Raw genomic sequence first — 13204 nt, forward strand, 5'->3', positions numbered from 1 at the left:
CAAGCCATCTAAATAAATCATTATCAGTAGAAAGCAAAAGGGGAGCATCAGCTCCCCTTTTTCTATTTGTCGGTATCGTCACCTAAGCCATACGTCACTCGTGTTCAACACAAAGCCTACAAAGCAATGTCTTCTTGCTCCATCTTGAATGAACATTGGATCTCGTATTGGTTGAATGAGAAAACACTTCCGCCGTGGGTTCGCTTGGTTGTGACTGTCTCATCACCAAATTGAATCGTCACTCGGGTATACACTTTTTCGTGAACCTCTACCGTGCATTCAGCAAGGTTGGTTTCAAACTCCGCTTCGAGTGTATCTAACTGCGATTTTGTATTTTCAATTGCGAGGTTGTTCTTCTCTCGTTGCTGCTCAATTTCTAGAGCTTGCTCTTCGCTTCTCTCGGCTTTCGGACGCTTCTTAAATTCTAATTCTTGGCGAATCACACCCATGGTTTGCTCTTGCGTATGTTTATAAGTTTCCTTCAGCTCGGCTATCTTCTGTCGGTAACCGTCGTATCGCGCAAAGCCATGTACTTTAGTTGCGGTGTCTCCCTCAACGCCTAAGAAGACACATTCTACTTTCCCGCCGACTTTGGCTTCACCACCGCTGAGCGTGCCGTGTTTTTTCAAACTGTCCATCACGATAAGGTTGTTACCACAGCGAATGTCATTACTCATACTGTGCACACCAAGTCTAAGGTCGTTGGCCGTTTGTAGCTCGGCATTCTGTGCGTAGCTTGCTGTGATAGAGCCTTTGCTAAATACCTTACAACTTTTTGGCTCACCCTCTTTGGTCGTATGGCCGATAATGCCTTTGGCGACTTTTATATCCCCCTGAGCTTGAACTTCGGCCGATTCGATAAAGCCACCAACCGTAACACTTCCGGTCGCCTTGACGATCATCCCCGGCTCGATGTTGCCAGAGACAAACACATTACCTTTAAATTTAACGTGCCCAGTTGAGACATCGACGTTGCTGACACATAAGGCGTCATCCACTTCGATGGTTCGATCTTTAATGATGGGCAATCCAGGGTGTGAGGCGAGTAGTAAATTGGGATCTTCAGGGGAGATGTAGGTGCCCTTTCCAGGCTTGATTAAACTGTCTTGTCCAGGAAGCGGTGGGATAATTCGGCCTTGAACGGTAAAGCCAGCGATACCTTTGGTAGCGGGGGTACGTTTCATTAAGTGATCATTTTGACCAACGGTAATGGTTTGTCCCAAGTCTCGCATATCAATCTTGCCTTCATCTTTGCTGCGAGGCTTCAAGACTTGGCGAGTAATATCTTCAACCAAAGCGGCAAACTTAGCGTCTTTACCTTTTACTGGTTGTGTCCCTTTAGCGACTGGCTGAGTAAACTTTTCGCCGGGCTTAAGTTTGCTACTCATCATCAGAACTTTTCTGAGCGCTAACTTATTTATTCCTTTTGTTATTTGAGCTTGAGATAAACATTGGATGATGTCGCTGCCACGCAGTGGGTGTCCATTATAGGGACCAGTAACTACAAGACTCGCCAACATCTCATCATCAGACAGTTCGACCGTAACACTGGCATTTCGAACTTCTGCAATCAAGATACCTTCATAAGCTTCACCTTTACCTTCTTTAGCAAGAGTAACAAAACGCAAAACCTCTTCTTCGAAAAGAAAATAGTTTGATGCATTCAAAGCTTCCAAGGTTGGTGGCAGCGTCTTGTTATCAAAGCTTGCGTCAACCACAGTCCCGGTTGGCAGACATGCCATTACTTGTTGCTTGTCTTCCGACAATGTAACGATGTTATCCCACATTCGAATTGAGTATCCCTAATGACTCAGTTGTTATTCAGTCTATATAATTCATTCTGCGCTGAGTATCACATTATTAGAATAATCAGCGTCACATCACTTACTTTCGATTCTGCAAACATGACTCATAAATAAGACTTACACATTTTATGATCTGCTTCGCCTTTACAAATACATAGGAAAATTTTTCAGCATATTTCGTGTGATTGAATGTCGATTCGATATTGGTGCAAGATAGTAAAGGCGAATAGCTTTAGAAGATTAAAGGCTGTCATGGAGAGATGAAACAGAAGTGATGTAACAGATAATCAGGGTAAAAACGGATTTCAATATAGAGCTTCAGTTTACAGTGTAAATCCAAGATTCTAATTTACACTGTAAATCTAATTTGTAGCGGTCAGTCTATTTAAATGATGGCTTGTCTATTTACACTGTAAATTTGCTAGCAGAGCATCGACATCTTTACGAAACTGAATCTCTGCTTGTTTGCGACCAACAAGATTAAACTGTTCGACACAAATCCCCCACTCTTTCTGCTGAACAACCTTTGCGATGAGTAAGTCAGAAATACCTATATTTCGATCGTTACTGAGTAGAATCAAGTTCAGTACGCTGAAGCTGATCGCATCATAGCTGTTGCCACCGTTCACGTAATTTCTAACTAACTGAGTTTCAAACTCGCTAACGATGTGGATATTCTTTGGCAGCAGTGCTCGCACCATATCGGTTTCAAGTGAAACCAAAGAACCTGAAACAAGAAAACAGTAGCTACGCTCGAAGTGATTTTGAACTTGATTTAACCAGCCTTGAGAGTTTGAGCTAAGCGCCTTAACCATCAGAACCGAGTGGCAGCCGCTGGCCTGATCTCGCTGGTGGCCGATGTGTACAGCTTCGAATTCACTACCACGCCAAAAAGAAATCAATTCGCTGGTCGCGCCAAAGCTTGTCGCCAGATAATCTACTTGGCTGGTTTGCTGTGATAACTGAGCTAACATCCAACGGCCAATACCCAAACCTTGATGAAGCGTTGAAACAGCAATGCGCATAATTCGAAGGCAACGGCTGGTCGCCGCCTGAGTACAGCCAAGTTGGTTTGCCAGTAATACTGGAGCAAGGTGACCTTGAGGCCTGCGTTTTCCAAGTTGAATTTGAGCAATCAACTCGCTATCCAAACCACCCTCTTCCGTCACTAACATACAACCTAAACATTCATCTTGCTGCCAAGCGGCGTATAAACGGATTGCTGGATTGTTGAGAAACTGCATTAAGTCATTAGGCGAGGTCTGATAGTGCGCATCCACAAGAAGAGAAAAACATTGCTGTAGCTGCTTAGGATTAGCCAAGCATTCTGCTTTTGATAACTCGACCAAGTTTAATTGGTTGATTGCCTCGGCAGAAAAGCCATCGAGTTCATCAACCAACGATTCACTGAGTGATGCGTCATTACCAAGTAGGAAGCAATCAAACAACCAAGCTTCTAGCGGATCGTTGTTATTCCAACGAATCGGTTGTTCGAGCTTAAAGCCTTTCCACCCCGGACGATGCTCAGAAAGCCAAGACTCAAACTTAATACCGAACCCTCGTCCACTGCCTTCGTAACCATGTACCGTGGTTGAAAAGATCATACGGTGATAGATGTCGACCATGGATTTAAGCATCGGAATTGGAATTGCAGCTGCTTCATCAACCAATAACAGATCGCAATCAGGCTTAGATTTAAGTAATTCATCTGGCGCGACAAATCTTAAACTGCCACCTTGATGACGAATGTGAGTAGCATTTACCACTTCGCAAGATTCCAACCCTTGGCTAGCATGAGAAAATACCGGCTCTACCGCCTTCACTGAAGGTGCCGTAACAATAATATTAAACCCGTGACGCTCAGCTAACAGCTGCGCTGCTGCAATACCCAATGTTGAGCTTTTACCACGCCCTCTATCCGCGGTGAGAATCAAAGGACGTTTACGATGTCCAGACACTACCTTTTTAACTAATTCAACAGCCGTGTTTTGCTGTTCAAATTTGTCCAATCCGTTTCGGGCGCTTTGCATCTGAGGAAGAGCGTGAGTTGCTTGAACTACATCGCCGGCTTCATTGTGTTGTGAAACAGAAATCAGTTTATCGAAATGACGTTTTAACCAACGTTGACCAAAGCTCTCGCTATCTTCAGAGCCATCAAATTTTGGCGGCAACACCAACAACAGCCCCCCTCCGACTAACGAACCTAGTGCGGCACTAAAACCATTCGCATCAAACTGCTCTCTAAAATCACAAACAAGAACTTGGCACTCACGACCAAGCAGTTGTTGGCCTTTTTTTACTGGAGCATGAATCACACCTTCAAATGGCGTACCGCCAATCTGGAAGATGCTCGGAGTGTGTGAGTCTTGAAGGAAAGTAAAAACAGCTGAGTTTTGCCAATCAAAATCGCCATCAAAGACCACGCCGTAACGGTGATCATTATGTTGAGCAATATTAGAAAGTGTATGCAGAAAAGTGTTGGTTGGGTTTGTCATAGTTAGCGTCCAGATTCATCTAAACACAGTTTATCACAGCCAAATAAAAAGCCGCATAAAGCGGCTTTGGAGGAGTAATGAAAAGTCGTCGACTTAGTCGAGCTTCGATTGAACGAAGGCGAGGATTTCTTCCATTGTTGCATCATCAACTTTCTTAAGGTTCAACGCCAAGTTTGAACCCTTACGGCTGTATGATGCGCGGCCCTTAATAAGCTCAACTTTTGGAGAAGCTTTCTTCGCTGGCGCTGGCGCCAATTCAAGAATCCAACCTTCCAAAGTTTCTGTCACGTCTTTGGTTAGACGAGTTACGCCTTGAGCTTCACTACGCTGCCATACAAAACCTTCAGAAGCATCACACTTAGTCAGCAGTGTTTGCTGCTGTTCACTAGTCAATCCACCAAACTGCTTGTGCAGTTTAACAATGGTTGGACGACCAAGGTCGCTCACATTTGGGTAAGCTTGTAGCAATTCAAGTGGTAGAGCAGCCGCTTTCAATGCACCACTCACCAAAGCTTCACTGCACTGGAACATTTTCGCCAGTGCTTTCTGGTCTTCAGCTTCGCCTTTATCCAGCTTCGCTTGCATCTCTTTACCCTTCTCATAAAGAGAAAGCGGTTTATGAGCGTTAGCAACGTCTGATAGGAACTTAGCGTGTTCGCCGTTAATGTTTTCAGCAACATAGATTAGGAACTCTTTGTCAGCCAAAATACATGACATACGACGACGGCTACCATCAAGAACTTCAATCTTACCGTCTTTGTTCTTACGACCAACCGCTGGGTATTGCTGACCACGTTCTTTCAATGTTGTAAGAACATCAGAAAGCGCGTGCTCGTTTAAGAAAGATTGCTCACGAGCGTTCTCTTCAAAAACAACCGTTCGAGTAGCTACTTCAGCCGCAGGGATTCGAACCAATTCAAATGAAACCAAATCTTCGCCAGCAACAGAAAGCTCGATCACTTGAGCCTGCTCTTTTGCCGCTGTTTGCGCTTCTTGTGGTGTTGCTACGCGACGTTTGTTTGCTTTACCAAATAGCTTTGCATTTAAGTCAGATGTTTTAATTGCCATTGTTGTTATCCCTGATTAAGTGAAGGCCAGTTGCTATGTAATACGCGCTCTAATTCTAGAGCACTTTTTTGTACTGCGTCTTGAGCAACAGCTAGAGTTTTCTTACCGCCCTCAAAGTCGCTCACCGTTAGATCGAAAACCGTGCTGTAAGTGTCGGCACAGGTTTCAAAAGCACGGCTTCTTGGAATGGTTGCCATCATTACTTGGTCATTCAACAGGTAGTTCATTTCAGTCAGAACTGACACCTGTTTCTTGTTGTCGTCTTCAAACATGGTTGGCATTAGACGAACAAATTCGAGCCCTTTCCAGTCATCCGGGAACATTTCGTAAACCGTTGGTAAGTGCTGGAAGAAGTTAACCGTTGAAGCCCAATCCAAACGCTTAGCAGCACATGGAATCAGAAGTGCGTTCGACGCGTACATTGCATTCCATACTAGAGGGTCAACGTGCGGGCCGGTATCAATCATAATCACATCGAAGTCATCGGCGATTTTGTCGATTAGCTTCTCTTTTAACAGACGAACAATATCAAGTGACTGATCTTGTGAAAGGCTTTGCCAAGCTTCAGCGTTAAACATCGCATCTTCTGGGAAAGCAGAAATTGTCTTCAGGTTTGGATACTGAGTTGGCAATAGTACGTTCTTACGAAGAAACTCTAGATCGACATCTTGGCCTTCAGGTACGTTGTCCAACATGATATCGACGGCAGAATAAATGCTGTCGTGCTCTGCCCCACTAATTTGTGGATTAAGGAACAGACGCAAAGAGCCCTGTGGATCCAAGTCAATCAGACAGATACGGTAGCGCTTATCTAAATTCAGAGACAAACAAGCAGCTAAGTGAACCGCTGTCATTGATTTACCCGTACCACCTTTCTGGTTTTGTACGTTGATAATCCATGGCTTATTGTCAGCGTGCTGCTTACGTTCATGGAACTTCGGCACTTCTGCCGCGTCCATCAACATGTGAGCTTCTGTCAATGAAATCGAGTAATGATTGGCGTTGTTCTTTGTAAACTGATGGCCATCAGCTTCAAGTTTAGTGATCGCTTCATCGAGTTTACGACGCGTTAAACCAGAACGAGTCTCCATCATAGCTTTAGACATTGGAGGGAAATGTTCATCACTTCGCTCTTCCAAAATAATCTCAATTCGGTCAGCCTGAACTTGTTGAGTTTGTTCGGCTAGCTGATAGAGCTTATCAATCGTTTGTTCTCTTTTCATTGCCAGTTTCCGTAATGATTAACTAAGTACAAATTGTACAGCGATTAACAACAAACACAACAAAAACATGAACATACATTTATGAGTAAAATCACATAAAATAGACTGCGTTTTTACAATTTGATGAAACATCGCCTTAGACAAACACAAAAATCACCGTTTTTATCATGCATAACCATATTATTTCCAGCCTACATTTAAAATGTTACAGCATCACTTATTTACAATGTAAATGGAATTTCAGAGAAAAACCTTCGGAACGATTGAAATACAACCGTAGATTACGGTTGGTGTGATTTGCATTCGAATTTATAGATTTTCAATACAATAAAAATTAAAAAACGCTCAATGAACAAAAAAATTCAAAACAGAAGAGAGATGGGGTGTCAAAAAAAAGCAGAGGATTGGAGCCTAACCGGAAGAATGATCATGGAACACATCCAGTGTAAGATAATTAATAACGCCAAATTATGAAGCATGATCAAGGCGTAAACTGAGCGATATTGATCCGAGCAACTGCACATTGGAAATGATCAACTTCCGGAAAAATGATCAAGTAAACATAGTTCCGGAAGCATGTAATTTATGAGCTAAGTTACGGACAAATGCTTTTGGAATGGGGATTCAACGCCTATAAGGGCTCAATGATTGAAAATTCAATCGACACAGACCGAGAATACACAAACATGACAATTTCATGATCATGCTTCCTAGTTAAGACCCACCAGCGCTAAATACATCAAAGCAATCCATTTCCAGCGGATACAGACTAAATTTTGCACTCAATAGGGTAGGAACGATAAAAAAGTATGCTCTCTTGATCATTGTTCCGATAGATTGGCCGCCACAAGTGTCCACATAGACAAGTCAAAAGCGACTTAGAAACCGATGTTGAATTCCGATCTGTGGATAAGCTGTATAAGTATAATGATCATGCTTTCGAACCAATAATGATCATGCTTACAATGACTTAATGATCATCGTTCTGATGTTCTGTGATCATGCTTTCTTAAGTTTAATGATCATAGTTTCGGAACCTTTATGATCATGCTTTCCAAGGCGATTTATTTTAATACTTTAAATTCAGCTACTTAAAAGCAAAGTTACGTCCAGATCATTAGATCACTTAATCATTTAAGATCATATTAATCAAAAAGATCAGTTATTTAAAAGCCAATAAATTCTCTTTATTTATGATCATTCTTTCTTTATCATTCAGGAACTATAGTGAAATTACGGTTAGTGTGATACGGATCAAAAATGAAACCAGAAGAGAAATTGTTAATTAAGGCACGAAGCCACAAAGATGGTCATTTATTTGAGGTATCTGAAACAGCCGTTGAATGGATAGAACAATATCAACACTTCAAAGGTGTCACCAAAAGCATCGTTGAGCTTCTTAACCTAATTTCACTTCGTGGGTTTAGCAGCAAAGACGGGTACGTTTCCACCACTGAGATTATTGAATCAACCGATGGTCAAGTCACTCGCGCGGCCTTACAGCAAAGGCTGAGAGCAGCAGTCAATATCGGATTGTTCAAACAAATCCCCGTTCGCTTTGAAGAAGGCCTTGCTGGGAAAACCATGTTGCATCGCTTTGTGAACCCAAACCAATTGATATCGGTACTGGGTGCCACTAGCTTAGTGACAGAAAGCGTGAAGCAAAACGAAAAGCAAAAGCGCTCTAAAGCCCTAGCTCAAACCAAAGTAAACAAGCGCTTACTGAATGAACATGGGCTGAATACCCCACCAACGATGAAAGATGAAGCGGATCAATTCATTGTTTCGCCAACCAATTGGGCGGGGATTATTGATCAAGCGTTAGCGCCACCTAGAACTCGTAAGAGCTACCAGAAATCCATGGTTTCGATCTCTGGCACTCGAGCTGTGATCGAGACACGATCTTCTAAAAATATCATGACCGTTGACGATCTGATGACGCTATTCGCGTTATTCACGCTCACCGTTCAATATCATGATCATCACCAAGATGATTACCATCTAGACGCGAAACACACGCCGAACAAAACACCACTCTACATCACTGATATTTTGTCTTTACGTGGCAAGAAAGACAGCGGCCCTGCGCGTGATTCGATCCGCGATAGTATTGATCGTATCGAATTCACGGATTTCCAACTGCACGAGCTTACAGGCCGTTGGCTTAGTGAGAACATGCCAGAAGGCTTTAAGAGTGATCGTTTCCGATTCTTAGCTAGAACCATTACCGCATCGGAAGAAGCGCCTACAGAGGGCTCTGACGGCGAAATTCGCATTAAACCGAACCTATACATCCTGGTTTGGGAACCTTCGTTCTACGAAGAGCTGCTGACGCGTGACTATTTCTTCCTATTTCCGCCAGAAATCCTGAAGCAACATACCTTGGTCTTCCAAATGTATTCGTACTTTAGAAGCCGCATGGCACGTCGCCATTCAGATAGCATGTTGCTCAGTGAGCTCAACCAGAAATTGGCGCGTAACATCGATTGGCGTCGTTTCTCGATGGATCTGATCCGCGAGCTTAGAAAGCTGGGTGAAGTCGGAGATCAAGAAGATACCTTCCTGGTTAACCTTTGGGGTTATCACTTGACGATCACCTCGTTGATCGAAAAAGGGAAAACGACCGATTATCAGGTAGATATCAAATGTAATGTGGAAGAAGTCTTACGTTACTCAAGAGCGCGTACCACTAACGCAGGTAAGCGTAATATGGCACCAACGCTGCCGAACCCACTTCGTAACGAGATGGTGTCTAAGCAGAAGCTGGAAGAGCTGTCTGAGATTATCGACGGTGAGTTTGAGCCAATTCAGCGTAAAGCACCGTCGCCAAGAGGCAAATTGGGACGTCGAGTTAAGCAGCGCAAACACTCTGTTGAGATCAACGCTGACGAGATCATGATTACTCTCTCTAAATATACCTCAGCAGAGGCTCTAGAACGCAGCATAACGGCTTTATCTGCTATGACAGGGCACTCACATGCCTCAATCAAAGAAGAGTGCTCAGAGCTCATTGAGAAGCTTGATTGGTTGAGAGTAGGGGAGGACGTTATCCCATACGAAACACTGAGTCGCTTAATTGAGCTTTACAACGACCGTGATAGTACCAGCAATCGACATCTGTCCATTGAACGTTTGATCTCTGGTTTAGCGGTGCGTCGTAAAGTGTGTAAACAAGTTCATGAAGGTCATTTAGACGAAAACGTGTTCCTTGCGCTCGATGAAATGGCGATTGGCCACTAGTCATTATCCTATCGCGATAAGCCTGTTTTACCGTCGCTGAATGGATAGTTTTGAACACATTAGGTGCTGATTAAAATCGCACCTAACGCTGACAAAGTGATGACAAAGTAACGCATCTAGTTGATTATTATTTATCCCGAATAGACAACCTTTGTCCTTTCTTATGATTAATAGATTGGCTCATATTTTGTTACATCATACTGAATAGATTTTTGCGAGTTCCTAAGGGACTCGCTTTTTTTTGCCTGAAATTCAGTCAATCATTAAAATTCAATAGCTTACAGAGTTAAACGCCGAAGCATGATCAAGGCCAGATCATGCTTTCTACGGATCTAACTCTGATGATATTCTGATTTAATGTTTGATCGAGAAGGGCTTGATCAGTGGAGATGGCGTTGAATGCTGCCTTGATCATCGTTTCGGGGGTGGGTTGCCATAAAGCGTACATGCGATTCGATCAATTTCTCTGATTCTGCTTTCCAACGTGGTTCTTGCTGTTGGTTCGTAAACTCCAAAGCCAATACACACAAGTGTTGTAGCCGCTGTGTACACCACTCTTGCAATCCTGCTTCTGATTTTGGGTCGCATGACACCGCTTGCAGCTTACTGTAGGCAAACATCAGGTATTGGTAGGCTTTATCTTGATGGCTTGAACTGCTGACCTCCTGCGAAGCCAACTCAGAATTCGATGAATCCGCGAGGTGGCGATAGAAAGTAAAGATTCTCAGGCATCCGTCTAGCCAACATGCGATGCCTTTGCTCTGCTCATCTGTGATCAATGGCCCCCAGAGTGCATCTGGAGGCGTTAAGATCAAAGGTTCTAACCGGTCCACTTGATCATGCTTTCGGTCTTTGTACCAATCTCCGATCCGCTCTAACCAAGTGTCTAGTTCATTCATGCAACGTTATCCCACTGTTTTACAAAGTGATTATCAGCAACTTGTTTGATTTTATGCTGTATTTCACTGCTCTGCTCTCGAATACGATCAGCGTCTATTGAATAGTTTGGCTCATTTTTAACGAGTTCGCCAAATGGCAGATCGGGATCAGGGACGGCAGAGATCAACAACTTAGTGTATGGGTGTTGTGGATTGGTCAAGATCGACTGGGTTGATCCCCATTCGACGATCTGTCCTTTGTACATCACCGCTGTCTCTTCTGCGATGTAATGTGCCGTGGCAAGATCGTGGGTTATGTACAAAAAGCCTATGCCTAACTCTTTCTTCATTTTTTGCATCAAGTTCAACACGCCAAGTCGAATCGAAACGTCCAACATCGAGGTGGGTTCATCAGCAAGAATAACCTCAGCACCAACGGCCAGTGCTCTGGCTAGGTTAACCCTCTGTCTTTGGCCACCACTGAGCTCGTGCGGGTATTTGGCGAGCGTTTCGATGGGTAACTCCACCAGCGTTAATAACTCTTTGAGGCGCTCTGTGAGAGCCTGTTTAGTGGCTACCTGTTTATGGATCTTAAGTGGGCGGGTTAAATGGTGCTCAATGGTGTGAGTGGGATTGAGTGAACCAAAGGGGTCTTGAAAAACCATTTGCACACGGCTGCGATAATCCAAGATATCTTTACGGCTTTTCAGCGTAGAGATGTCTCTGCCTTTGAACAGTATCTCTCCCTCTGTCGCAGGGTAAACCTTGGTCATCAATCGTGCGCAGGTGCTTTTACCGCAGCCAGATTCGCCAACCAGTGCCAGTGTTTTGCCTGCATGTAAGTCAAAACTCACACCATGCAGTGCTCTAAAGATCTCTTCTTTGCCAAATCCACCACCAACGGTGAATTCTTTAACGAGGTTTTTTACTTGAAAAATAGGTTGTGACATGGAGATCTCCTAGCACGCCGTCGCGTGAGCATGTTCATGAATATTAGGGAAAGAACTCCATAGCTTTTGGGTGTAGGAGTGTTGTGGGTTATTACGAATCTCATGGGCGTTATTGACCTCAACTATCTTGCCGTGGCGCATGATGGCAATGCGATCGCACAGCTGGCTCATTAGTGCGAGGTCATGGGTGATGAAGAGTATCGAGAAACCAAACTCCTCTCTGAGTTGGTGTATCTGCTGCAATATTTCGCGCTGTACCACCACATCCAGAGCTGTGGTTGGCTCGTCCATGATGATCAGCTTCGGGTTAAGGGCTAGAGCAATGGCAATCACCAAACGCTGACGCATGCCGCCACTGAATTGATGCGGGTACTCTGTTAGGCGATGGCGTGGAATATTGACAAGGTCGAGCAGTTTCTCGGCGCGATCTTTGGCCTGTTCATTGGTCATGCCTTTATGGTGACGCAGCACATCAGCAAACTGCTCTTCGATGGTTAATACGGGATTGAGTGAATTCATGGCGCTTTGGAACACCATCGCGATCTCACTCCAACGCAAGGTATTCAAATGGCTGTCCGATAAGCTCAGTAGGTCTTGCCCACCAAACAGTATCTGGCCTCCTGAGATGAAAGCTGGCGGCTTATGCAGGCGGTTAATGGCAAATGCGATGGTGCTTTTTCCACAACCGGATTCTCCGGCTAAGCCGAAAATCTCGCCTTGGCCTATGTTAAAGCTAACGGATTTGACTGCATTGAAATCACCGTCATCGGTGATGTAGTCGACACATAGATTCTTCACTTCGAGAAGTGGTTTATCTGAATTTCCCACAGACATGATAAATACTCAGTTATGATATTGATAACTATTATCATTAGCATGTGTTGGATTTAGTGGAAGCGATGAGCACGAAAAGGATGAAGTGCCTCGAAATTTATCTTGGGTTATTTCACGAATTTTCAGCAGAAGAGAAGCATTGAAAGCGGGGAAAATGAGAGTTGGATCAAACCACATTTCTTATGGGGAATCTTTTAAATGTAATTGCAGAAAATGGCTTTGGCAAAGTTTAAATGAGGCATTTATTAATTAGCTTTGTGAAGCGTCGGAATCATCACACTTCAGTACAGAATTTCTTAACAAGCGAAAAAGCATTTGCTACAGATTACCTGTCCATTACATGGTGCTTTTCGGAGGAAAACATGTCCATTAATTCTATCAACCATGATGAAATGACAAATATTGCAAACAAGTGGGATGCTGAAGAAGAAGTATCTTTCAAACCAGAAAAGAAAATGAAGTCTGCTGAAGCTCGTCGTCGTATCGAGACTCTAAGAGAAATTAGAGAAAGCGGTTTGAGTCTGGAAGAAGCGAGGGAGCTAGGTCTTATTCACTAATAATCCCCATTGCATTTAGAAGGGTGGTACAACGCCACCCTTTGATCTATAAGTACTTTTTCATAGTTCCTATCTAGATTGAATCAACTCCTTGATTCTTTGGCTCACTGTTCCGTTTAGCTTATCCCTTTTGATATTACGCTTTTCAGATGAA

The 13204-nt window shown here is 43.6% G+C and carries 9 protein-coding genes; 2 read left to right on the top strand and 7 right to left on the bottom strand.

Annotated elements, in window-relative coordinates; genetic code table 11:
- Nucleotides 1-116: 116 nt before the first annotated feature.
- From AB6E85_RS01870 to AB6E85_RS01885, 4 genes are all read right to left on the bottom strand, one after another.
- A complete protein-coding gene (locus AB6E85_RS01870; RefSeq protein ID WP_372141202.1) occupies nt 117-1787 on the bottom strand; it encodes a FapA family protein in 1671 nt (556 codons plus the stop codon).
- A 419-nt stretch (nt 1788-2206) separates the two neighbouring features.
- The gene (locus AB6E85_RS01875) at nt 2207-4300 is read right to left on the bottom strand and encodes a GNAT family N-acetyltransferase (protein ID WP_372141204.1); all 2094 of its coding nucleotides are present in this window, start codon (nt 4298-4300) and stop codon (nt 2207-2209) included.
- Nucleotides 4301-4393: 93 nt separating this feature from the next.
- Entirely contained in the window at nt 4394-5368 is a 975-nt protein-coding gene (locus AB6E85_RS01880; RefSeq protein ID WP_017065141.1) for a ParB/RepB/Spo0J family partition protein, read from the bottom strand.
- Nucleotides 5369-5373: 5 nt separating this feature from the next.
- Complete coding sequence (locus AB6E85_RS01885) at nt 5374-6591, bottom strand: ParA family protein (protein WP_017061213.1); 1218 nt, start codon at nt 6589-6591, stop codon at nt 5374-5376.
- 1260 nt (nt 6592-7851) lie between these two features.
- Here AB6E85_RS01885 and AB6E85_RS01890 point away from each other — a divergent pair.
- On the top strand, nt 7852-9831 hold the full coding sequence (locus AB6E85_RS01890; protein WP_372141205.1) for a replication initiator protein RctB domain-containing protein: 1980 nt from the start codon (nt 7852-7854) through the stop codon (nt 9829-9831).
- Nucleotides 9832-10211: 380 nt separating this feature from the next.
- Here the strand turns inward: AB6E85_RS01890 and AB6E85_RS01895 are convergent, their stop codons facing one another.
- The 3 genes from AB6E85_RS01895 to AB6E85_RS01905 are packed head-to-tail and all read right to left on the bottom strand — an operon-like array spanning nt 10212 to nt 12493.
- Nucleotides 10212-10730: a hypothetical protein gene (locus AB6E85_RS01895; RefSeq protein WP_048610183.1), complete on the bottom strand. Its 519-nt coding sequence runs from the start codon at nt 10728-10730 to the stop codon at nt 10212-10214.
- The gene (locus AB6E85_RS01900) at nt 10727-11659 is read right to left on the bottom strand and encodes an ATP-binding cassette domain-containing protein (protein ID WP_048663996.1); all 933 of its coding nucleotides are present in this window, start codon (nt 11657-11659) and stop codon (nt 10727-10729) included. The genes AB6E85_RS01895 and AB6E85_RS01900 overlap by 4 nt, the downstream gene beginning before the upstream one ends.
- 9 nt (nt 11660-11668) lie before the next feature.
- Nucleotides 11669-12493 carry an ABC transporter ATP-binding protein gene (locus AB6E85_RS01905; protein ID WP_048610179.1) on the bottom strand — a complete coding sequence of 275 codons (825 nt, stop codon included), beginning with the start codon at nt 12491-12493 and terminating at the stop codon, nt 11669-11671.
- Nucleotides 12494-12855: 362 nt separating this feature from the next.
- Here AB6E85_RS01905 and AB6E85_RS01910 point away from each other — a divergent pair, with 362 nt between their 5' ends.
- The gene (locus AB6E85_RS01910) at nt 12856-13050 is read left to right on the top strand and encodes a hypothetical protein (protein ID WP_017061218.1); all 195 of its coding nucleotides are present in this window, start codon (nt 12856-12858) and stop codon (nt 13048-13050) included.
- Nucleotides 13051-13204: the final 154 nt, after the last annotated feature.

The sequence above is a fragment of the Vibrio sp. 10N.247.311.51 genome, from assembly GCF_041467855.1.
GTDB lineage: Bacteria > Pseudomonadota > Gammaproteobacteria > Enterobacterales > Vibrionaceae > Vibrio > Vibrio coralliirubri.